Source organism: Neobacillus niacini (genome assembly GCF_023715415.1).
GTDB classification, from domain to species: Bacteria; Bacillota; Bacilli; order Bacillales; family Cytobacillaceae; genus Neobacillus; species Neobacillus niacini_C.
In genome coordinates, this window is record NZ_JAMBOB010000005.1 from 438,470 (window position 1) to 460,920 (window position 22,451).

16 protein-coding genes and 3 pseudogenes are annotated in these 22,451 nt (G+C 37.5%); 15 read left to right on the forward strand and 4 right to left on the reverse strand.

Features of this window, described 5'->3' with window-relative positions:
• Nucleotides 1–100: 100 nt before the first annotated feature.
• From gcvT to gcvPB, 3 genes are read left to right on the forward strand one after another with little or no spacing between them, the layout of a single operon-like run.
• Complete coding sequence (gene gcvT / locus M3189_RS14260) at nucleotides 101–1,204, forward strand: glycine cleavage system aminomethyltransferase GcvT (protein WP_251634719.1); 1,104 nt, start codon at nucleotides 101–103, stop codon at nucleotides 1,202–1,204.
• A gap of 22 nt (nucleotides 1,205–1,226) precedes the next feature.
• Nucleotides 1,227–2,573: an aminomethyl-transferring glycine dehydrogenase subunit GcvPA gene (gene gcvPA, locus M3189_RS14265; protein ID WP_251634720.1), complete on the forward strand. Its 1,347-nt coding sequence runs from the start codon at nucleotides 1,227–1,229 to the stop codon at nucleotides 2,571–2,573.
• Nucleotides 2,566–4,026: an aminomethyl-transferring glycine dehydrogenase subunit GcvPB gene (gene gcvPB / locus M3189_RS14270; RefSeq protein WP_251634721.1), complete on the forward strand. Its 1,461-nt coding sequence runs from the start codon at nucleotides 2,566–2,568 to the stop codon at nucleotides 4,024–4,026. Before gcvPA ends, gcvPB begins: the two co-directional genes overlap by 8 nt.
• A 93-nt stretch (nucleotides 4,027–4,119) precedes the next feature.
• On the opposite strand, the gene M3189_RS14275 is transcribed toward gcvPB, so the two are convergent.
• Complete coding sequence (locus M3189_RS14275) at nucleotides 4,120–4,503, reverse strand: rhodanese-like domain-containing protein (RefSeq protein ID WP_251634722.1); 384 nt, start codon at nucleotides 4,501–4,503, stop codon at nucleotides 4,120–4,122.
• Between the two features lie 183 nt (nucleotides 4,504–4,686).
• Between M3189_RS14275 and M3189_RS14280 the strand changes: the two genes are divergently transcribed.
• Nucleotides 4,687–5,523 carry a lipoate--protein ligase family protein gene (locus M3189_RS14280; RefSeq protein ID WP_251634723.1) on the forward strand — a complete coding sequence of 279 codons (837 nt, stop codon included), beginning with the start codon at nucleotides 4,687–4,689 and terminating at the stop codon, nucleotides 5,521–5,523.
• 259 nt (nucleotides 5,524–5,782) lie between these two features.
• On the opposite strand, the gene M3189_RS14285 is transcribed toward M3189_RS14280, so the two are convergent.
• Complete coding sequence (locus M3189_RS14285; RefSeq protein ID WP_251634724.1) at nucleotides 5,783–6,259, reverse strand: SRPBCC family protein; 477 nt, start codon at nucleotides 6,257–6,259, stop codon at nucleotides 5,783–5,785.
• A gap of 366 nt (nucleotides 6,260–6,625) precedes the next feature.
• Between M3189_RS14285 and M3189_RS14290 the strand changes: the two are divergent.
• From M3189_RS14290 to M3189_RS14310, 5 genes and pseudogenes are all read left to right on the forward strand, one after another.
• A pseudogene (locus M3189_RS14290) lies at nucleotides 6,626–7,444 on the forward strand (ribonucleotide reductase N-terminal alpha domain-containing protein); the annotation flags it as partial.
• 74 nt (nucleotides 7,445–7,518) lie between these two features.
• Nucleotides 7,519–8,304, forward strand: coding sequence for an HNH endonuclease (locus tag M3189_RS14295; RefSeq protein WP_251634725.1), 786 nt, complete (start codon nucleotides 7,519–7,521; stop codon nucleotides 8,302–8,304).
• A 292-nt stretch (nucleotides 8,305–8,596) separates the two neighbouring features.
• A pseudogene (locus tag M3189_RS14300) lies at nucleotides 8,597–9,727 on the forward strand (vitamin B12-dependent ribonucleotide reductase); the annotation flags it as partial.
• 304 nt (nucleotides 9,728–10,031) lie between these two features.
• Nucleotides 10,032–10,688: pseudogene (locus M3189_RS14305) on the forward strand (hypothetical protein); the annotation flags it as partial.
• Between the two features lie 206 nt (nucleotides 10,689–10,894).
• Nucleotides 10,895–11,920, forward strand: coding sequence for an HNH endonuclease (locus M3189_RS14310; protein WP_251634726.1), 1,026 nt, complete (start codon nucleotides 10,895–10,897; stop codon nucleotides 11,918–11,920).
• Between the two features lie 165 nt (nucleotides 11,921–12,085).
• Here M3189_RS14310 and M3189_RS14315 read toward each other — a convergent pair whose 3' ends face one another.
• Nucleotides 12,086–13,258, reverse strand: coding sequence for a chromate transporter (locus M3189_RS14315; protein ID WP_251634727.1), 1,173 nt, complete (start codon nucleotides 13,256–13,258; stop codon nucleotides 12,086–12,088).
• A 240-nt stretch (nucleotides 13,259–13,498) separates the two neighbouring features.
• Here M3189_RS14315 and M3189_RS14320 point away from each other — a divergent pair, with 240 nt between their 5' ends.
• From M3189_RS14320 to M3189_RS14340, 5 genes are all read left to right on the forward strand, one after another.
• Nucleotides 13,499–14,233, forward strand: a complete 735-nt coding sequence (locus M3189_RS14320) for an urease accessory protein UreH domain-containing protein (RefSeq protein WP_251634728.1) — start codon at nucleotides 13,499–13,501, stop codon at nucleotides 14,231–14,233.
• Nucleotides 14,234–14,403: 170 nt separating this feature from the next.
• A complete protein-coding gene (copZ, locus tag M3189_RS14325) occupies nucleotides 14,404–14,610 on the forward strand; it encodes a copper chaperone CopZ (protein WP_251634729.1) in 207 nt (68 codons plus the stop codon).
• 85 nt (nucleotides 14,611–14,695) lie between these two features.
• Nucleotides 14,696–17,110 (forward strand): heavy metal translocating P-type ATPase, encoded by a 2,415-nt coding sequence (locus tag M3189_RS14330; protein ID WP_251634730.1) that lies wholly within the window; start codon nucleotides 14,696–14,698, stop codon nucleotides 17,108–17,110.
• Between the two features lie 113 nt (nucleotides 17,111–17,223).
• Nucleotides 17,224–17,910: a response regulator transcription factor gene (locus tag M3189_RS14335; protein ID WP_251634731.1), complete on the forward strand. Its 687-nt coding sequence runs from the start codon at nucleotides 17,224–17,226 to the stop codon at nucleotides 17,908–17,910.
• Nucleotides 17,911–19,281, forward strand: a complete 1,371-nt coding sequence (locus M3189_RS14340) for a sensor histidine kinase (RefSeq protein ID WP_251634732.1) — start codon at nucleotides 17,911–17,913, stop codon at nucleotides 19,279–19,281. It abuts the gene before it with no gap.
• 91 nt (nucleotides 19,282–19,372) lie between these two features.
• Here the strand turns inward: M3189_RS14340 and M3189_RS14345 are convergent, their stop codons facing one another.
• Entirely contained in the window at nucleotides 19,373–21,163 is a 1,791-nt protein-coding gene (locus tag M3189_RS14345) for an urease accessory protein UreH domain-containing protein (protein ID WP_251634733.1), read from the reverse strand.
• Between the two features lie 194 nt (nucleotides 21,164–21,357).
• Here M3189_RS14345 and splB point away from each other — a divergent pair, with 194 nt between their 5' ends.
• Entirely contained in the window at nucleotides 21,358–22,383 is a 1,026-nt protein-coding gene (splB, locus tag M3189_RS14350) for a spore photoproduct lyase (protein ID WP_251634734.1), read from the forward strand.
• Nucleotides 22,384–22,451: the final 68 nt, after the last annotated feature.

The window sequence follows — 22,451 nt, forward strand, 5'->3', positions numbered from 1 at the left end:
GTAAAGGGAGGTTTCTGTCCTTTTTTGTTGTTATGCGCTAAAGGGATTTAGCAAAGGTATCAACGTATGAAAAACATCTTTGATTAAAGGGGGATTATCGATGACTGAATTAAAACGCACGCCATTATTCGAAGTGTATAAGGAGTATGGTGGGAAAACGATTGATTTTGGAGGCTGGGAACTGCCTGTTCAATTCTCAAGCATCAAGGAAGAACATGAAGCAGTCCGCACAAAGGCTGGTTTATTCGATGTTTCGCATATGGGGGAAATTGAAGTTAAGGGACCAGACAGCTTAAACTACTTGCAAAAGATGTTAACAAACGACATTTCAAAAATTAATAATGGAGGAGCACAATACAATGCAATGTGCTATGAAAATGGCGGCACTGTTGATGACCTCCTAGTTTATAAAATAGAAGACAATCATTATTTACTTGTTGTGAATGCATCAAATATTGAGAAGGATTTCAAATGGCTGGAAGACCATTTAGAGGGCAATGTTTCAATCGATAATTTATCAGAAAAAATGGCTCAATTGGCGCTTCAAGGGCCACTTGCTGAAAAGGTTCTTCAAAAGCTAGCAGGTGATAGCGATTTGAGTAAAATAGGCTTCTTTAAGTTCCAACAGGAAGTGAATATCAATGGAAAGAATACACTGGTTTCTCGAACTGGTTATACAGGTGAAGACGGCTTTGAAATTTATTGCGATGCGTCAGATGCTGTAGAACTTTGGAAGGCACTACTATCTGCTGGAGAAGAGGAGGGAGTTGTTCCATGCGGGCTCGGTTCACGGGATACACTTCGCTTTGAGGCAACTTTGGCTCTTTATGGCCAAGAATTATCTCCTGAAATCTCACCATTAGAAGCTGGTATTGGCTTTGCTGTTAAGTTAAACAAAGAAGTAGATTTTATCGGTAAAGAAGTACTTAAGCAGCAAAAAGATGCAGGGGCAGCTAGAAAGTTAGTAGGAATTGAAATGATTGACCGTGGGATACCACGTCATGGATATCCCGTATATAAAGGTGAAGAGCTAATTGGTGAGGTAACAACTGGAACTCAATCACCATCCTTGAAAAGGAATATTGGACTTGTCCTTATTAAAAGTGAACATACAGGTATAGATTCTGAAATTGATGTGGAAATTCGCGGCAAACGCCTAAAGGCGAAAATAGTCCCAACACCTTTTTATAAACGAGAAAAGTAAACACGAGGGGGAGATTAGGTTTATGAAACATCGTTATTTACCTATGACTGAAGAAGATAAAAAGGCAATGCTTGAAACAATTGGCGTTAATTCTGTTGATGAATTATTCAGCGATATCCCTGAAAAGGTTAGATTTAAAGGTGAATATAACATCAAGGCCGCAAAGTCAGAAACAGCTTTGATGAAAGAGCTATTTAAAATGGCTTCTCGTAATGCCGATTTAAAAAGAAATGTATCCTTTTTAGGAGCAGGGGTTTATGACCATTACATGCCAGTCATTGTGGACCATGTTATTTCACGCTCTGAATTTTATACAGCTTATACACCGTATCAGCCAGAAATTTCTCAAGGAGAGCTTCAAGCTATTTTTGAATTCCAAACGATGATTTGTGAATTAACAGGCATGGATGTTGCGAACTCCTCTATGTATGATGGCGGGACAGCTCTAGCTGAAGCAGCAATGCTAAGTGCGGGACACACAAAACGCAAAAAAATCCTTGTTTCTGGTGCTGTTCACCCTGAATCAAAGGAAGTCCTCAAAACGTATGCAAAAGGTCAGTATCTTGAAGTGATTGAGGTTCCAGTAGATAACGGGGTAACAGATATTGAAGCTCTAAAGGGCTTGGTAAACGAGGAGATTGCAGCTGTGATTGTTCAGTATCCAAACTTCTTCGGCAGAATTGAACCTTTAAAGGAACTAGAAGAAATCATTCATGCTAACAAGTCACTATTTGTTGTTTCAAGCAACCCGCTATCACTAGGAGTATTAACACCTCCAGGAAAGTTTGGAGCAGATATTGTTATTGGAGATTCACAACCTTTTGGTATCCCAACAGCATTTGGCGGTCCACACTGCGGTTATTTTGCGGTAACCACAAAGTTAATGCGTAAAGTTCCAGGTCGCCTTGTCGGACAGACAAAAGATGATCAGGGCCGCCGCGGTTTTGTACTAACTCTTCAAGCACGTGAACAGCATATTCGTCGAGATAAAGCGACTTCTAATATTTGTTCAAACCAAGCGTTAAATGCACTGGCAGCCTCAGTAGCTATGACGGCATTAGGTAAAAAAGGTGTTCGTGAAATTGCCGCTGCCAACCTGCAAAAGGCTCACTATGCAAAGACTGCTTTTAAAGAGGCTGGTTTTGAAGTCATCCATGATGGTTACTCATTTAATGAATTTGTTGTTAAATTAAACAAACCAGTAAAAGAAATCAATCAAGAGTTGTTAGGAAAAGGGTTTATTGGCGGGTACGACTTAGGCCGTGATTATCCTGAGCTTTCAAATCATATGCTCGTTGCGGTTACAGAACAAAGATCGAAGGAAGAAATTGATACTTTTGTGAAAGAAGTGGGGGATTTACATGCATAACCAAGACCAGGCACTCATTTTTGAACTTAGTACACCAGGAAGAATTGGATACAGCCTCCCAGAAATGGATGTTCCTGAATTAGAACTTAGCAGGCTTCTTCCAGAAGGGTATTTACGCGAGGAAGAGCCGGAGCTGCCTGAAGTTTCTGAGCTAGATATTATGCGTCATTACACCGCCCTTTCACGGAGAAATCATGGAGTTGATTCTGGCTTTTATCCATTAGGCTCCTGCACAATGAAATATAACCCGAAAATAAATGAAAATGTTGCTCGTTTCAATGGATTTGCTCACGTCCATCCACTTCAAGACGAAAGCTCGGTCCAAGGTGCTCTTGAGCTGTTGTATGATTTGCAGCAGCATTTAATTGAAATCACAGGAATGGACGAAGTGACATTACAGCCAGCAGCTGGTGCGCACGGTGAATGGACTGGATTAATGATGATTCGTGCCTTTCATGAAGCAAATGGGGATCTAAAACGTACAAAGGTTATTGTTCCAGATTCAGCACATGGAACAAATCCCGCATCTGCAACGGTAGCAGGGCTTGAAACGATTACGGTTAAATCAAATGAGTATGGTTTAGTTGACCTAGAAGATTTAAGAAGAGTGGTTGGAGAAGATACAGCTGCTTTAATGTTAACTAACCCGAATACACTTGGCCTTTTTGAAGAAAATATCGTTGAAATGGCTGAGATTGTTCACGCTGCAGGCGGTAAGCTCTATTATGATGGTGCAAACTTAAATGCAGTATTATCAAAAGCTAGACCGGGAGATATGGGATTTGATGTCGTTCACTTGAATCTTCATAAAACCTTTACCGGTCCACATGGCGGCGGCGGTCCTGGTTCAGGACCTGTTGGTGTAAAAGCAGACCTAATTCCTTTCCTACCGAAACCAGTTATAGTAAAACGTGGTGAAGAGTATATATTTGATTATGACCGTCCGCAATCTATTGGCCGTGTGAAGCCTTTCTATGGTAACTTTGGAATTAATGTACGTGCGTATACCTACATTCGTTCAATGGGTCCTGATGGCTTAAAGGCAGTAACTGAGTATGCAGTATTAAATGCAAACTATATGATGAGAAGACTTGCTGAGTATTATGATCTTCCATTTGATAAGCATTGCAAACATGAATTTGTACTTAGTGGAAGAAGACAGAAAAAATTAGGTGTTCGTACTTTGGATATTGCGAAACGACTGCTTGATTTTGGCTACCATCCGCCAACCATCTACTTCCCGCTAAATGTAGAAGAATGTATCATGATCGAGCCAACTGAAACAGAATCGAAAGAGACGCTAGATTCATTTGTTGATATCATGATTCAAATTGCGAAAGAGGTAGAGGAGAATCCAGAAATCGTCCAAGAAGCGCCACATACAACTGTTGTTGGCCGTATGGACGAAGCAACAGCAGCTCGTAAACCAATTCTTAAATTTCAAAAGGCTTAATAATAATAGGGCCAGATTCATACAGCTGAATCTGGCCCCTTTTTTTTGTCAAAAAATAAAAAAGACTTCCAATAAATAGAAGTCTTCATTGGTTTACTTTTTTACTTTTACTTTCCCAGACCATTTTTTAAACCCGCCTTGAAGCTGGGTAAGGTCTTTGTAACCTTTACGGTGTAGAAATTGTGCTGCACGGGCACTGCGCATTCCGTTTTGGTCATATAAATAAACAGGTAAATCTGGGCGAAGCTCCTTCATACGTGTTCTTATTTGCGAAACCGGAATATTACGAGCTCCCAAAATATGACCTGCTTCGTATTCGTTCGGTTCACGAACATCGATTAACTGTGCCTTTCTATAACCGGCACGAAACTCCTCTTCTGTTACCGTTTTAACAATCCTTTTTTGATAAAAATAGGTGAAAACGGAATAAGCTATAACGGCTACAATGATGATTAATAGAGGTATAAGTGAATTCAATTTCTTTTTGCTCCTTTCAAGCTTTGGTACACTATGTTTTATTATATAAGTCAATCGTACAAAGATAAAGAATAAACGACAAAAAACTTCTTCTTCATTATACCAAAAACTTCTCGTTTTGAATTCATATCAGAATTTGGTAGACTAAAGCAAGAGTAAACTACATAAAGATGAGGTTGTTAAATGGATAAAGAGGTATGGCGTTTTATAGATTCTGGCAATTGTTCCCCATCTTTCAACATGGCGTTGGATGAGGCTTTGCTTGATTGGCATAGTGCAGGGAAAATTCCACCGGTTATCAGATTTTATGGCTGGGAACCTGCGACTCTATCAATAGGATATTTCCAAAAGGTTGAAAAGGAGATTGACTTAGAGGCAGTAAAAGCCCATGGATTAGGTTTTGTAAGAAGGCCCACTGGCGGACGCGGGGTTCTGCATGAGCATGAGCTTACATACAGTGTAATTGTTTCTGAGGATCACCCGGAAATGCCTAAAACGGTAACAGAGGCTTATCGTGTTATTTCTGAAGGTATCTTAAAAGGATTCCATCAACTCGGATTAGAAGCATACTTTGCAGTTCCAAAAACCGAGGAAGAGCGGAGTGCACTGAAGGATCCACGCTCTGCTGTTTGTTTCGATGCCCCAAGCTGGTATGAACTTGTAGTCGAAGGTCGTAAGGTGGCAGGAAGTGCACAAACAAGGCAAAAGGGAGTCATCCTTCAACATGGGTCGATACTATTAGATTTAGATGAAGATAAGCTGTTCAGTTTATTTAAATATCCTAATGAGCGGGTAAAGGAACGGATGAAATCTTCCTTCAAAAATAAAGCGGTTGCTATTAATGAAATCAGTCCTAGAAGAATCTCACTCGAGGAAGCGAAAGAAGCTTTTTATAAAGGCTTTGCAGATGGGCTAAATATCGAACTTGAGTCCTATCAATTAACAGAAGAAGAACTTGCTTATGTAAATAAAATTGCAAAAGAGCGATATGAAAATGATGAGTGGAACTTCAAAAGATAAGGCCACATGAAGGGCTCATGAAGCCCAAAATGATGAGTTGATAGAAGGAACGGGCCCTATGAATGGCTCATGAAGCCCAAAATGATGAGTTGAAAGAGAAAACGGTCCTCATAAAGGACTCATGAGGCTCAAAATAATGAATGAATAGAGCAAATTGGCCTCATGAACTATTCGTTTAGAAACTATAAACAATCTAAAAATTATATTAGTAAAAAGGCAGAAGGCGGACGCATCTATAATGTGTCCGCCTTAGTTACTATTATTGAATAACCTTTTCAATTTCCTTTACATACTTTTCATACCATATTTTCCACTCTTTTTTACGTTCAATTGTCCGCCCATCCAACAATGCTTCTATGACATCCAAACAGACATGCCATCCTGCAAGATCTCTTGGGGTATGGTCAGTTATGGTATGTATTTTTTCAATAAATACCAGTAAGCAGCCCCCAGATTCCTCGGACAACTCAAACCTGACTGTGTCTACCCACCAGGAGAATTCCAAAACGGAATTTATTTTTAATTTTAGAATAGTAAGCTCATCAAAGGTACCATCCCCCATGTCAAACTTAATAACCCCGCCTTCACGAAGCTCATCTACTCGTAGCTCTGAAAACCATTTTGGCAGTTTCTCGTTATAGGTTAAATAAGACCAAACCTCCTCAACAGGATGTTTAAGATGGCGTTCATATGTGGCAGTATAGCCGTTTTCCACTTTTTCAATATGTGCTATCATCTATTTTTTCCTCCCTAATAGCTCTTAAAGTAATTATACCTTTTTTAATATTCTTTCTAATCACTTAAATTCCTTTTTTCCTTTTATTAAAAATGGCAACCTGCGAAATTTGTTAAATTTTCTTGTTTTATGCTGAAATTTGAATGATATCTTATCTTTTCTCCTGTTTCTAGTTTATTTTGAGTTTGACAAACTTATTTATTTCTGATTGAAACACAATATGTAGTAGTGTCGAAAATATTTTCGGTACTATATATTGATTTGTGTCCCATACCTGTGTTAATTTAATTATATTAAGTCAACTAGATATGGCTTACCTGCTAGATTGACACACTAGATATAGAATTTTTTGAAGGAGTTGTTCTCATGTCTGTAGTTTTTAGACAAGAAATGAATATTGATTTTGAAAGGTTGAATGAGGATATCCACTTATTCCCCCAAGTGCACCCGGTTACCCCAGATATGAAAATAACTCATAAGGGTGTTTCACGATTGGTCATGTTGGACCGGTACACCTTCAAAGACACTGCAAAAATCACCCTAACAAATGGCGACTTTGTTGTTCTCACGATAAAAGAAGATCCAAAATTCCCAGCACGTGGTCTTGGCTACATCATGGAAATAGATTGGGAGAGTAAAAAAGCAAAGGTTAAAGTGGAAGAGGAATTTAGAGGAGTCCTTGATGATCCTGAAGAAAGTGCCACAGGTTTAATATGGAAGTCACTAGATGTCATTGAAAAACCTTTGGAACTGTTCTATGAGCAAATAGCCAAGAGGAATGCTACGGGGCTTGCGTCAGTTGAAGAAACTGAAGAGAAGCGAATTGAGTGGTTTGAAAAGTTTTACAATGAGCTTGTTTCGATGAATTTCATTCCAGCAGGGCGTGTGCTTTATGGAGCAGGAGCAGAGACAGATGTAACATTCTTTAACTGCTACGTAATGCCGTTCGTTCCAGACTCACGTGAAGGGATTTCTGATCATCGTAAACAGGTAATGGAAATTATGAGCCGCGGCGGCGGTGTTGGAACGAATGGATCTACATTACGACCTAGAAATACATTGGCAAGAGGCGTAAATGGTAAATCATCTGGATCGGTATCGTGGTTAGATGATATTGCGAAATTGACACACTTAGTAGAGCAAGGTGGTTCGCGCCGCGGAGCTCAGATGATAATGTTAGCGGATTAAAAAAGTGACAATAAATAATAATTTTGGTATGATTTAACCAGAACAGACGTTCGTTTTTAAGGAGGTCTATCATGTTAAATCTTACTAAAGAGTTTCTTTACCAAAAGTATATAATTGATAATCAAACCATTCAGGGTATTTCAGATGAAACAGGGTATACAAATAGTAGAATTAAGGGGCGTCTTAGAAGATTTGGAATTAGGAAACATAGGCTAAAGCTAGGAGACCAAATATATGACAATAAGGATTGGCTGTATGACCAATATATTGTACAGAAAAAAGGGTATACAGTAATTGCCAATGAATTGGATGTAAGTTACACCACAATTTTAGATAGAATTTTATTTTTTGGATGGGAAATTAGAGGACACAACTCAATCGACAAAGGTGCACCTAGTAGAGGAAAAAAACGCTCAGACATTTCTATTCAAAAAATTAAAGACAGTAGGATAAAAAATAGAATCATTTTTAACTGTCCAAATTGTGAAGAGGAAATTGAGAAGGTTGTTTCTGTATACAATAAAAGTAAAAAAAGCTTTTGTAGTCTTGCCTGTTATAAAGACTATCTAAAAAAGAATAGGGTTGTAACAGTGGATATTACAGATTCTGCAGAATACAAAGAATGGCGGAAAAAAGTGTATATTCGTGATTCCTACAAATGTAAAATGCCTGGTTGTTCATCTAATTCTAAACAAATTGCTGCCCACCATATTTACCCTAAAAAGCATTACCCTGAAAAACGGTTTGAAGTATCAAATGGAATAACTCTTTGTAAAAAATGCCATGAAAAGACTTTTGGGAAAGAAACTAATTTTATAGATGCACTAGTCCGCGTCATTCAGAAAATGAATGACTAGAAAATCGGGTGAATTGCAGGAAAATCCTTAGAGACTTGCAAGCTACAACGTGACTGGAAACGGTGAACGTGAATGCTTTAAAAATTGTAAGTATTGGACAATCTGCAGCCAAGCGTCATAGGGCAAAGGTTATGGCGAAGGTTCAACGACTAGAGGGTGAGTCCCAACAATAAACCCTCATAAGCGCCCGGCCCCTAACAGTATTAAGCTGAGGGTGATGATATAGTCTAGGCCGTCTGTTAGTCAACAATTGACTAGCGGAGTAAATATCCTGAAAAGGACGGTATGTACGTGGCATCCAGACGTTATTGAATTTATTATTTCAAAAATGCAAAACCCTAGAATTCTACGGTTTTTAATTGAAAATACAAATGATGAAACAATTAAGAAACATGCTAAGGACAAACTTAAATTCACTCCATTGACTCCACAGGAAAAGGCGATGTATAAGGGAATTGTTAATTATAAACATATACCAGGTACTGGTGGATTTGGTGAAGAAATCATTGCTGAGGCCGAAGAGAAGCTTCAAACTGGTGGTAACTATACCGTTCATAATTCGGAATTCTTAACAGGAGCGAATATCTCTATATGTTTAACGAAGGAATTTATGGACGCAGTTGAAAAAGATGGTGAGTATGAGCTTCGTTTCCCATATGTTGAACATTACAGTAAAGAGGAAATGAAGATTTACAATGAAGAATGGCATAATGTTGGAGATGTACGTGAATGGGAGAGACTCGGTCACAAAGTACGAGTATATAAGAAAATCCAAGCGAAGGAACTTTGGAATCTAATTAACATTTGTGCGACTTACTCAGCAGAACCAGGAATATTTTTCATTGACAATGCTAACGACATGACAAATGCAAAAGCTTATGGTCAGCAAGTTGTTGCTACAAACCCTTGTGGGGAGCAGCCTCTTGCACCATTTTCCGTTTGTAACCTTGCAGCTGTAAACCTTGCAGAAATGGCAGACAAGGAAACTAAAACAGTAGATTTTGAGAAGTTAAAGAAAACCGTAGCAGTCGGTGTTAGAATGCAGGACAACGTTATCAATGCTACACCATATTTCCTTGAAGAAAATAAGAAGCAAGCTCTTGGAGAACGCCGTGTAGGTCTTGGTGTTATGGGATTACATGACTTGCTTATTTATTGCGAAACAGAATACGGTTCAGCAGAAGGAAACGAACTTGTTGATAAAGTGTTCGAAACGATTGCGACAACTGCATATCGTACATCAGTAGAACTGGCTAAAGAAAAAGGAAGCTTCCCATTCTTAACGGGAGAAAACGAAGAGGCAACTAATCGTCTTCGTCAAGCCTTTATTGAAACAGGTTTTATGAAAAAAATGCCTGGAGATATTAGAGAATCTATACTTGAACGCGGAATTCGCAATTCACACTTATTAACTGTTGCACCTAAATAATTTGGGCTTTTATGTGGTGACACATAATCGAAACCTCTTTAATTGCTGGGACACCCTAAAGCTGTTTCAACCACAACGTAATTGGCAACAATAAACGTGAAGGTTCAAAAATGAAATAGATGGAACAATGGGCAATCAGCAGGCAAGTTGCCTTATCCCGTACAAAAAATGATAAGGTAAAAGCTTCAACGACTAGAGCGGCAGCTCGTACTCCGTAAGTGATGGACGGGGGAAATAGGAGGGCACTCTTCCTTGAGTGTTTGATATAGTCTATCCTTGTGTGAAAGCACAAGCAGCTATTAATAGCGGTATAAAGAGTAGCGTCTTTATACGAATACAAGAGACTGGATCAACTGGTACTATGGTTGGCGTATCAACTGGATTAGAGCCATACTTCTCCTTCTCATATTTCAGAAGCGGAAGATTAGGTAAATTTATTGAAGTGAAGGCAGATATTGTTCAAGAATATTTAGATTCACATCCAGAAGCAGATCCACAAAATTTACCACATTGGTTTGTAACTGCAATGGAACTTGAACCGAAGGCACATGCTGATACACAATGTGTGATCCAACGTTGGATTGACAGTTCAATCAGTAAAACGGTTAATGCACCAAAAGGATACAGTGTAGAACAAGTAGAAAAAGTCTACGAGCGTTTATATAAAGGTGGAGCAAAAGGCGGTACAGTGTACGTTGACGGTTCTCGTGATTCTCAGGTTCTTACTCTTAAAGCCGAAGAAAACACCCAAGATCATGATGGTGTTCTTAAAAAAGCAAAGCCACAATCACATGTCGTGTTAATTGATACCATCAATGACCTGCGTTCAACATCCGTGACAATTGGTTCTGAAGTTGGCGATACTTGCCCAATTTGCCATAAAGGAACTGTTGAAGAACTTGGTGGATGTAACACTTGTACAAACTGTAACGCACAGTTGAAATGTGGACTATAAAATGAATATTCCTTAGCAGATAGGAAATATCAAAGGGAATCAGCGATAATTAAGCTGATTCCCTTTTTCTTATTTGATACAGAAACGAAAAACTTTTGATATATTTCCCTAAAGATTTTTGAATTTCCTATTTAAGAACAAATGTTCTTGTTATATACTCTACTTAGTAGAGTAATTTATCCTTATAATGGAGAGGGGATTTTTTGATGGGAAATTCTAAATCAAATTTAGATTCAATTTTTAGTATTCGAAGTTATCCCAATTACTATAAGTTTGAATATTATGAATGTGTTATTTGCCAACGAGTTTTTCCTTCTCCTTCAAGGTATTCTAAGAGATTATATACGTGTTGTAAATATTGTGAAAATGTAAGAAATGGTTTATTGAAGGTAACGGGATTTTTTCGGCTTTGCAAAGTTTGTGATAAACCAATATGGGTTTCGTCATGTCATGCCAAAACCAAATTTTATTGTTCACAAGTGTGTAAAAGTATTGGTCAAACATTCTTTGATTCTTTAATTTCAGAGGATTTAAAGACAGGTGGTAAAAAATATTATGGTCCCAATTGGTTACATCAAAGAAAGAGGGCGAGAAAACGTGACAGTTATACCTGCCAGAATCCAAGCTGTAGAATAACAGAAAAAGAATATGGACAAGAATTATCAGTACATCATAAAGTACCATTTGTATATTTTAATGATTATTCAGAAGCAAATAAGTTAGATAATCTAGTTTCTTTATGCGAACCATGTCATAGGAAAGCGCATGTTGGGAAGCAGCATCCGTTAAAATTTAATACTGAAAAGATAGTTTTTGAGAATACTTTGGAAAGAGTAGGAATGAGACAACTGGAGACTGCAAAAAAAGTTGTATATTTATTGTTAAACACTGATAAATCGCTAAGAGTCATATCGGAGGAAACAGGATTATCCTACCAAAGAGTACGCTCGATTTATTTAGGAGAAAGGTGGACGCAATTATATACTAAGTCTCCAAAGGAAATAAGACCAAGAGAAATGAGCATATTCAAAGATCCAATTTCTTCTAGGGAAAAGATTAAAGAAGCTGTTTATTTGCTGCTAAATACTGATTTAACAATTAAAGAAATCATGAACCAGACGGGGGTATCAAAGTCAAATCTTTATAGTATCTATAATGGAAAGACTAATCAAAATCTTTATGATATTGCACCCCGATTGGTTAGGCCGAGAAGTAAGAGTTTAAAAAGTTAATTGTTTTTTTATTTAATCATTAATTAGAGGGAGGTATTCGGTGCACATTCTGAAGGAGATCCACAAAACCTGCCACATTTCACTAGAGAAGAATCCATTTTGATAAATCTATTTTCAAAATGGATTCTTTTTGTATAATTGTTACCCTTTTTTTACACTAATTGCTTAATAAAACCTAGCAAGTAACCCCCAAATGATTCCCGTAACCACAACCACCCATGGCGGCATCTTCCAAAAGTCAAGCATGCTAAACAATAGTGCCGCAAAAGCAAAATCCATTGGTCCAAGTATAGAACTAGTCCAAATTGGAGTATAAAAGGCAGAAATTAAAATACCTACTACTGCTGCATTTACTCCCATCAATGCACCTTTTATCTTTGGATTACGGCTTAAGCTTACCCAAAATGGCAATGCACCCAAAACCAATAAAAACGCAGGGAGAAAGATTGCAAAGGTTGCCAGCAAGCCCCCAGCCCATCCATCCATCACCGCACCTATATAGGCAGCAAAGGTAAACAACGGTCCAGGTACAGCCTGGGCAGCACCATATCCAGTTAGGAATGCGTCTTTACTAAGCCAGCCACTTGGAACAAATTCGCGTTCCAATAATGGTAAAACCACATGACCGCCGCCAAAGACTAAAGAACCGGAACGGTAAAAGCTATCAAACATTGCCACCAAGCTCGAACCTGTCAACTCTCTTAATATAGGCAGAACAATCAATAATCCAAAAAATAAACCTAAACAAACAAAAGCAAACCTTTGGGAAATTGGAACCTGTATATAGGTAGACGAATCTTCCTTTTGCTCCTTGTAAATAAAGTATCCAACCCCTGCTGCTAGAAGGATTATACCTACCTGTGCGAAGGCTGTTTGCCATAGAAGAGTTCCTATCAAGGCAAACAGAGCAATTGTTTTTCGAGAAATGTCTGGGGTTAGCTTTTGTGCCATACCCATAATGGCATGAGCTACAACCGCAACTGCCACTATTTTCAATCCATGAATCCAGCTTGTATTACCAATATCCATCTCTTGTAGAATAAGAGCAAAAAGAATCAGTGCAATGACTGAAGGAATGGTAAAACCAATAAATGCTAGTATTCCCCCAAATAACCCGCCACGCAATACGCCAATACCAATTCCAACCTGACTGCTGGCAGGACCAGGCAAGAATTGACACAGTGCAACTAGGTTGGCATATCCCTGTTCGTCTAACCACTTTCTCTTTCGAACATACTCTTCATGAAAATATCCTAAATGAGCAACGGGTCCACCAAATGATGTTAAACCGAGCTTGGTAGAAACAATAAGGATTTCTAAAAAAATATTTTGTCTCATAAATCCCCCTTTGAATTTTATAAAATAGATACTTATGTTTAATTGTAAGTCTTTCTTCGGGTGGGACGTGTAATTTGTTTGTAAATAATATTAATAATATAATTAAATATAGATAGAAAAATTTATATAATTTAGGGAAGTTGTTGAAAAATTGTCGAAATCTCTTCATATCATCTTCATATAATCTGAGTACTATTGAAATAGTAGTAAATAGATGTTTTCTAGATTGCAGGTGATAATATGTACAATTTATTGAGTCAATTCAGTTCTTTTGTCAGCAAACCGTTTTTTATCATAGCCAATAACTTGGAATCATGGCCAATTATCTTTGCGCTCCTTTTGGGCATTGTCGGTGCACTTGCACCTTGTCAACTGACTGGAAACATCAGTGCTTTAACACTGTATGGCAACCGCTCCTTTCAACAGAAAATTGTCTGGAAGGATGTTCTCTTTTTTACATTAGGAAAAGTAGCTGCCTTCTCTTTATTAGGAGGTCTTGTATGGATATTAGGAAGAGAAATTCAAGATAGCCTAATTTCCTATTTTCCCTGGATCCGCAAAATTATAGGGCCATTACTTATTATTGTCGGGTTATATATGATTGGATTCATTAAACTAAAAGGGACAATCCATTTATTTAAAGGATCTAAAGAGTACAAACGAGAAACTCCATTAGGCTCCTTTATGTTAGGTTTCAGTTTTTCACTTGCTTTTTGTCCAACCATGTTTATCCTATTCTTTGTTACCTTGATGCCAATTGTTTTGTCCAGCACATACGGATTTATCCTGCCTTCTGTATTTGCAATAGGAACTGCTTTGCCGCTTATCCTTTTTATTTTAATTATTTGGTACTTAGGCGGTGGCGGAGTATTAATGAAAAAGGGAAGAAAGTTTGGGACTTCCATACAAAGAGTTTCAGGAATACTGATTATTCTGTTGGGAATATTTGACACACTTACCTACTGGTCATTGTAACTCTTGGATAAAAATAAGGTTATATGAACAGAATGTGAAAGTTGGAAATAATAAAGTTGAACTTATAAAAATCACTTTACATAGGGTAGGGGGGTATGGTTAAATATACTTAAGAACCTTACCTCTATTACAAGGTTAAAAAAGTGTAATTATGAAAGGGTGTATATACAATGGAAAAAGTTACTTTAAACGTGCAAGGAATGTCATGCGATCACTGTGTAAAAGCAGTTGAAGGCAGTGTTGGTGAACTAAACGGAGTAAGCTCTGTAAAAGTTAACTTAAAAGCTAATACGGTTGATGTGGAATATAACAATCAAGAGGTATCACTAGATAAAATCAAAGAAGCAATTGATGACCAAGGTTACGACGTAGAGTAAAAATAGGAAAAGACACGTGCTAGTGAATAGCACGTTCTTTTTAAAATAAAATATACCCACACGGGGTATAAAAGGGGTGACTTCTATGTCTCAAGTTTTAAAAGAAACCAATTTACAAATCTCTGGAATGACTTGTGCTGCTTGTGCCTTAAGGATTGAAAAAGGATTAAATAAATTAGAAGGTGTAGAAACTGCAACCGTAAATCTTGCATTAGAAAAATCAGCAATTAAATACGATCCACAAAAACTAAAGGTCGAAGATATTGAAAAAAAGATAAGAGACCTTGGTTATGATGTAGTAACCGAAAAAGCTGAATTTGATATTACTGGAATGACTTGTGCAGCCTGCTCAATGAGAATAGAAAAGGGTTTGAGTAAATTAGATGGTGTTGTTAAGGCGAATGTGAATCTGGCACTTGAAAAAGCAACGGTTGAGTATAATGGAACGGCTTTAACCCCTAATGACATAATAAAAAAGGTAGAAAATCTTGGTTACGGAGCTCGTGTAAAGGAGGCAGCAAAAGAAACAAGCGACTATCGTCAGAAGGAAATAAAAAAGCAAACAAACAAGTTTATTTTTTCTGCCATCCTTTCACTTCCATTATTATGGGCAATGGTTGGACACTTTACATTTACTTCTTTTATATGGGTGCCTGAATTATTTATGAATCCATGGTTTCAACTGGCATTGGCAACACCCGTTCAGTTTTTTATTGGAGGTCAGTTTTATATAGGTGCTTATAAAGCCTTAAAGAATAAAAGTGCCAATATGGATGTTCTAGTTTCTCTAGGTACGTCAGCCGCTTATTTTTATAGTTTATATTTGTCAATCATGTCAATTTCGATGGGTACCCACTCACTTGAGCTCTATTACGAAACAAGTGCAGTCCTTATTACCTTAATTATCTTAGGTAAGCTTTTCGAGGCAAAAGCTAAAGGACGTTCCTCAGAAGCGATTAAGAAATTAATGGGGCTGCAAGCTAAGAGTGCTACAGTTGAAAGAGAAGGGAAAGAACTGGTAATACCACTTGAAGAGGTTGTCGTAGGAGATATTCTATATATAAAACCTGGCGAAAAAATACCTGTTGATGGAAAAATCATAGAAGGTCATTCAGCCATTGATGAGTCCATGCTAACTGGTGAAAGTGTTCCTGTTGATAAGACTATTGGTGATGAGACAATCGGCGCAACGCTTAACAAAAACGGGTTTTTAAAAGTAGAAGCTAAAAAGGTTGGAAAAGATACTGCCTTAGCACAAATTATTAAAGTAGTGGAAGAAGCACAAGGTTCTAAGGCTCCCATTCAACGACTTGCAGATAAAATATCAGGGGTATTCGTACCAATCGTGGTTGGAATTGCGGTTCTTACTTTTATTATTTGGTTCGTATGGGTAGCCCCTGGGGATTTTGCGGAAAGCTTAGAAAAAATGATAGCCGTCCTTGTTATTGCCTGCCCATGTGCATTAGGATTGGCCACACCAACATCAATAATGGCTGGCTCAGGAAGGTCTGCAGAATATGGAATTCTGTTTAAAGGTGGAGAACATTTAGAAATGACCCACCGTATAACCACTGTTGTATTGGATAAAACCGGAACAGTAACAAACGGTACACCTGTTTTAACAGATGTAATCACAGCCGAAACCTTCGACGAGGAAGAATTACTATCATTGATTGGTTCAGCTGAAAAGCAATCGGAGCATCCCTTAGCTCAAGCGATTGTCCAGGGGATAAAGGAAAAAGGAATTCACTTTAAAGATGTAACTGAATTTGAAGCCATTCCTGGTTTTGGAATCAGGGCTGTGGTTGATGGGAAAGAATTATTAATTGGTACTAGAAAATTAATGAATAAGTACAACGTAGAGGCCGCTTCTGCTTTTGAAAAAATGAATGAATTAGAAAGGGCAGGAAAGACAGCGATGCTTACAGCTATAAACGGACATTATGCAGGTACCGTTGCTGTTGCTGACACGATTAAAGAAACATCACAAAGTGCCATCAACCGACTGAAAGACATGGGGCTTAAGGTCATTATGATTACAGGTGATAATCAGCAGACCGCCTTAGCTATCGCAAAACAGGCTGGAATTGAAAACGTAATTGCAGAAGTTCTTCCAGAGGGCAAGGCAGCTGAAATTAAGAAGTTACAGGCACAAGGCAAAAAAGTAGCGATGGTCGGCGATGGGATTAACGATGCTCCGGCGCTTGCGGTTGCTGATATTGGAATGGCGATAGGAACTGGAACAGATGTGGCAATGGAGGCAGCTGACATAACCCTTATTCGCGGGGATCTAAATAGTATTGCAGACGCAATTTTCATGAGTAAAAAGACGATAACAAATATCAAGCAAAATCTTTTCTGGGCACTCGCCTATAATTCACTGGGAATACCATTTGCAGCACTCGGCTTCTTAGCTCCTTGGCTAGCAGGCGCAGCAATGGCATTCAGTTCTGTTTCCGTTGTCCTTAACGCTTTACGATTACAAAAAGTAAAACTCTAATGATACCGCAAAAAGGCTGACACATAATTGTCAGCCTTTTTCACATTTTTCACTATCTTTAACTATTATACTTATTTACAAGGAATCAAATTTAATAAGCTGGGTGAAATCGTATGAATCATATTTTACTAATTGAAGATGAGGAAAGTGTTTCAACTGTCATAAAGGGTTATTTAGAAAAAGAGGGTTATACCGTTCATTGTGCAATCTCTGGCTTAAAAGGGTTGGATCTATTAAAAACAGTGGATTTTAAATTAATTATATTAGATTTAATGCTGCCTGATATTAGCGGCGAAGAAGTTTGTAAGATTATTCGTCAATCATCGGATGTGCATATCTTTATGCTGACAGCAAAAGGATCATTAAATGACAAAATAGAGGGATTAAATATAGGTGCTGATGAGTATTTAATAAAACCATTCAGTCCAAGAGAATTAACCGCAAGAGTAAATGCTTTATTTAGGAGAATTAGCTCCAAATTTCCTTCTTCAAAGGTTATTTTTGACGATGGTTATTTAAGAATTGATTGTGATAAAAGAACAGTCCAAATTTTGAAACAAGATGTCCCATTTACACCTAATGAGTTCGATATTATTTGTGCCCTTGTTTCAGCAAAAGGAAGTGTGTTATCGAGAGAACAACTGATTGATAAAATCTTTGGTGTGGATTTTAGCGGCTATGATCGGACCATTGATGTGCATATAAAAAATATTCGTAAAAAGATAGAAATAGATACGAAGAATCCAAAATATGTTCTTACGGTTATGAAAGCAGGATATAAATTTGGTGGTGAGAAGTAGGTGCAATCTATCAGCCGAAGATTAAGTATTTTATTGGTATTATCAGCGGTCGCTGCTATCCTCTTAGTTACTATTTTTGTTAATATGACAGTTTCCAATAAATTTAACGAATACATGATTGAAATCCAGAACAAGAGGTATGAAAGAATTGTTTCTTATTTTGAAGAAGTCTACAAAAGGGAAGGGAAATGGTCCTCAGATACAGGTATAGAATTAATGCATGAGGCTTATATGGGAAATTATTGTTTGACCCTTTTAGATAGCAGGAAACATGCAGTCTGGGGAATGGACCCAGAGCACTTACAAACCCAAATCCACATAGGGGAAATGTCAGGACATGAGAGCGGGGTTTATACAACCAAAACATTTGACATTAACGTGGATGGGAAGGTAGTCGGTTTTGTCGATATTGGACAATATTCATCTGTGCTTTTATCAGAAGAAGATTTAACTTTTAAATCGTCTATAAATAAAAGCATCATTGCCAGTGGTGCTCTCACCCTTATTATCATTATTAGCTTGAGTCTATATTTTTCAAAACAATTTTCAACACCGATTCGGGAAGTAGCAAAAATGTCTGTAAGCTTATCTCAAGGTAACTTTGATACCGTTTCAACTATTAAAAGTAATATTGAAGAATTAGAGGATTTAAGAAAGAGCGTAAACATCCTTGCTGGAAAATTAAAGCATCAGGACACGCTTAGAAAAAGGTTAGTGTCGGATATTACACATGAAATTAGAACACCTTTGAATGTCCTTCAAAATAATCTTGAGGCCATGATTGACGGTGTAGTTCCAGTAACAAAAGAGGGATTAAATTACTTAAATGAGGAAGTCATTCGGTTTGGAAAATTAGTAAATGACTTAAACCTCTTAAAGGAGTTTGAATCAGAAAGTATTAAGCTTAATTATGAAACCATTCACCTTGATGATTTAATTACTGAGATGAGTAAAGATTTTTTTGTTTGTGGTGATTGTAAAAATATTTCCATCGAATATGTGATTCAACCTGATGAAACCTATCAAATGATTGGGGATAAAGATAAGATAAAACAAGTAATAATTAATTTATTATCAAACTCTATTAAATTTACTGAAAGCAATGGAAAAGTACTTATTAATCTATATAAAGAAAATAAAAATATCATTTTAGAAATAAAAGATAACGGCATGGGGATCAGACAGGAGGATTTACCCTTTATTTTTGAAAGGCTTTATAGAGGCGATAAAAGCAGGAATCAAATTGAAGGAAATGGTATCGGATTAACGATTGTAAAGAACATACTAGAGCTTCACAATGCGCTGATTGAGGTTGTGAGTGATGAAGGAATAGGAACGACAGTGAAGGTCTATATAAATTCAACAAATTAACGCAAATCTGTGACCAAAATTTGACTCCAGCTAGATAAACAAAAAGAGTCTTGGTAATCAATCGATTACCAAGACTCTTTTTGTTTATTGGTTATTGAATATATTTCGCTCTAACTGCTTCGAAGTCCACTGTATTTAAATCATCAACCACTTCAATAATTCCTAGTAATTCTTGTTCATTCAGGTAGATAGCATATGAACCACTATTACTTATTGTAAATTCAATAGTATTGATTCCCTTTGTCCCGGTAAAATCGGTAACAATTTGCATGGTTGATGAATTTAGAATCATAAAGTATCCTTCCGCATTATCAAAGTCTGTTAGGTCTAAAGCCATTTTTGTATTGATACCTTTATTAACCACCGTAATAAGCGGCTCAAACTCATATCCAATTCCCTTTATATTAATTGTCTGCTCATTAGCAGCCACTTCCGCTTTTTTAACTAATCGTTCGGTGGCTACCTTACTAAAATCTTTACCGTAGATACTAGGCTTAGCAGGTTCTGCTGGGGGTGCAGTAACAGCAGAATCTAGCCCATCTCCGTCACTGCCTGAAGCCGTGATAGCTTCCAAATCATCTACAACCTTCATTACTCCACGCTTCATTCCCATCCAGCAGCTAAAATTAAGATCTTCACTCCCTGGTGTAAATTCAATTAGATTATTCCCACTTTGGAGCTTCTGTTGAATATTCATACCTGGCACAACAATCGTATTATTACAGCCAGTAATTTCTTCACCATTAATAACCCATTTCAGCGGCATTCCCTTTTGGACATAAAGTGTTTTTGGTGTATAGCCATAAACATTAGCTGTCATATTTAAAACCTGAACCCCATCCTTAATGGTTGCTTTAATCATATCGGATGAGGCTGATGTGGCATTTATATCACCGAAAGCTCCCACACTGGACATTAGAGCCATTGGACTGATATTCATGCCTGCTAAGGCAAGCCCTCTGTTACTCATAATAAGGCCGAGCATAATAATTAACACACCGCTAAACTTAAGTATTTTTTTTGTGTACCCTTTTGTCAACAACCCTGATAATGCTCCAAATGTCAGCATGAGCGGAACTGTTCCAATAGAGAACATAAACATCGATAAGGCACCAGCGAAAGCACTGCCTGTACCTAGTGCAAATATTTGCATGGTTTGCAGGGGACCGCAAGGCATTACTCCATTGAGTAGTCCGACAAAAAATGGTGCTCTTGGTTTACTCATCGCTTTACAAGCCATATTTGGCAATTTTATTTGGTATTTTCTAAAGGCCTTAAAACCAGCCATATTAAAGCCCATCATAATCATGAAAACACCGGCAAATAACTGCAAGCCAGCTTTAGCAGTTAAAGACAGAGCGAAAACCGATCCAATAGCACCTATAACCCCGCCAAGTACCGTATAAGCGGCCACTCTTCCAGTGTTATATAAAAGTGCTGGCTTTATTGCATCAAATTTGTTCTTGCTTTCTTTACCAATACTTTGCGAAAGCATGATTCCACCGCACATACCTACACAATGGATAGAAGTAATCACTCCAACTACAAATAATACTGCATATGAGGCATTATTTAATTGTGATTCCATATCGTAATTTCCAGAGTTTATTCCTAGTAACACAACGGCCGCTACGGCAATCATAATGCCAATAAACTTAAAGTCTTTAGGGCTTTGGGTACTATAACCTACACTTTCAATCGCATTTTTTATTTTTTTTACATCGCAAACATGATTATCATATTCAATTTCCGCAAATTGACTGCTAAAACTAGCTTTTACATCGAGGACCCCATCTAACTTTTTTACTGTTCTCTCAACACGCTTCTCACAGGATGTACAGGTCATTTCATATACCTTTATACGTTCTTTTATTATACTCATAAAGTTCCCTACCTTTACCAATTAATGAACCAACTAAATAATAGGTAAAGTATAGAGAATTTTTGTGTTGATGATATGAAGAAAGAGAGTGTGGGAGTGAACAATTTGTAGACAAAAAATATCCAAATTTTGAACTATGTTAATCATTCCTAAATGTTCATACTATAAAAAACAGATTGAAAAGAGGAACCAACTTGGAACCATTTATGCCTCAATTAGTTTACTTTGAACCTAGAGCATTGGAATACCCTCTTGGAAGAGAACTAAAAGAAAAATTTGAAAAACTGAATCTTGAAATTCGTGAGACTACCTCCCATAATCAAATACGGGATTTACCAGGTGATAATGAACTTCAGAAATACCGGAATGCAAAATCTACCCTTGTGGTCGGAATTAGAAAGACCTTGAAATTTGACACTTCCAAACCTTCTGCAGAATATGCCATTCCTTTAGCCACTGGCTGCATGGGGCATTGCCATTATTGCTATTTACAAACAACACTTGGAAGCAAGCCATATATTAGAACCTATGTAAATCTAGAGGATATTTTTGAACAAGCTCAAAAATATATGGATGAACGTAAGCCAGAGGTAACTCGATTTGAAGCCGCATGTACCTCGGACATTGTTGGACTAGATCATTTAACACATTCGCTAAAGAAAACAATTGAATTTATTGGACAATCGGAGTTTGGCTTGCTGAGGTTTGTTACAAAATTCCATCATGTGGATCATCTGCTTGATGCCAAACATAACGGAAGGACAAGATTCCGTTTTAGTGTGAATTCGCGGTATGTGATAAAGAATTTTGAGCCAGGTACATCTTCCTTTGAAGATCGGTTATCAGCTGCAAGGAAGGTTGCGAAGGCAAATTACCCATTAGGGTTTATTATCGCCCCTATATATTTGCATGACGATTGGAAGGAAGGCTATCGTGAATTGTTTGAGAGGTTAAGTGCCGAACTATCAGGAATAGAAATACCAGATTTAACCTTTGAACTCATTCAGCATCGCTTTACAAAACCGGCAAAGAATGTAATTGCCAAGAGGTACCCGAAAACCAAGCTTGAAATGGATGAGGAAAAGCGAAAATATAAATGGGGGCGCTATGGAATTGGTAAATATGTCTATCCAACAGAAGAAGCGAATGAATTAGAAACCACCATTCGCCAATATATTAATGAATATTTTCCAAATGCAGTTGTTGAATATTTTACTTAAAAAAATTATTTTTTTACTTGTACACCGTACTATTTCATGGTTCTCCTGCTTAAAAATGTAACAATGAG

Bases quoted from the DNA above. Each gene is read 5' to 3' on its own strand.
- gcvT (WP_251634719.1), top strand. From the start codon at position 101: ATGACTGAATTAAAACGCACGCCATTATTCGAAGTGTATAAGGAGTAT.
- gcvPA (WP_251634720.1), top strand. From the start codon at position 1,227: ATGAAACATCGTTATTTACCTATGACTGAAGAAGATAAAAAGGCAATG.
- gcvPB (WP_251634721.1), top strand. From the start codon at position 2,566: ATGCATAACCAAGACCAGGCACTCATTTTTGAACTTAGTACACCAGGA.
- M3189_RS14280 (WP_251634723.1), top strand. From the start codon at position 4,687: ATGGATAAAGAGGTATGGCGTTTTATAGATTCTGGCAATTGTTCCCCA.
- M3189_RS14285 (WP_251634724.1), bottom strand. From the start codon at position 6,259: ATGATAGCACATATTGAAAAAGTGGAAAACGGCTATACTGCCACATAT.
- M3189_RS14295 (WP_251634725.1), top strand. From the start codon at position 7,519: ATGTTAAATCTTACTAAAGAGTTTCTTTACCAAAAGTATATAATTGAT.
- M3189_RS14310 (WP_251634726.1), top strand. From the start codon at position 10,895: ATGGGAAATTCTAAATCAAATTTAGATTCAATTTTTAGTATTCGAAGT.
- M3189_RS14315 (WP_251634727.1), bottom strand. From the start codon at position 13,258: ATGAGACAAAATATTTTTTTAGAAATCCTTATTGTTTCTACCAAGCTC.
- M3189_RS14320 (WP_251634728.1), top strand. From the start codon at position 13,499: ATGTACAATTTATTGAGTCAATTCAGTTCTTTTGTCAGCAAACCGTTT.
- copZ (WP_251634729.1), top strand. From the start codon at position 14,404: ATGGAAAAAGTTACTTTAAACGTGCAAGGAATGTCATGCGATCACTGT.
- M3189_RS14330 (WP_251634730.1), top strand. From the start codon at position 14,696: ATGTCTCAAGTTTTAAAAGAAACCAATTTACAAATCTCTGGAATGACT.
- M3189_RS14335 (WP_251634731.1), top strand. From the start codon at position 17,224: ATGAATCATATTTTACTAATTGAAGATGAGGAAAGTGTTTCAACTGTC.
- M3189_RS14345 (WP_251634733.1), bottom strand. From the start codon at position 21,163: ATGAGTATAATAAAAGAACGTATAAAGGTATATGAAATGACCTGTACA.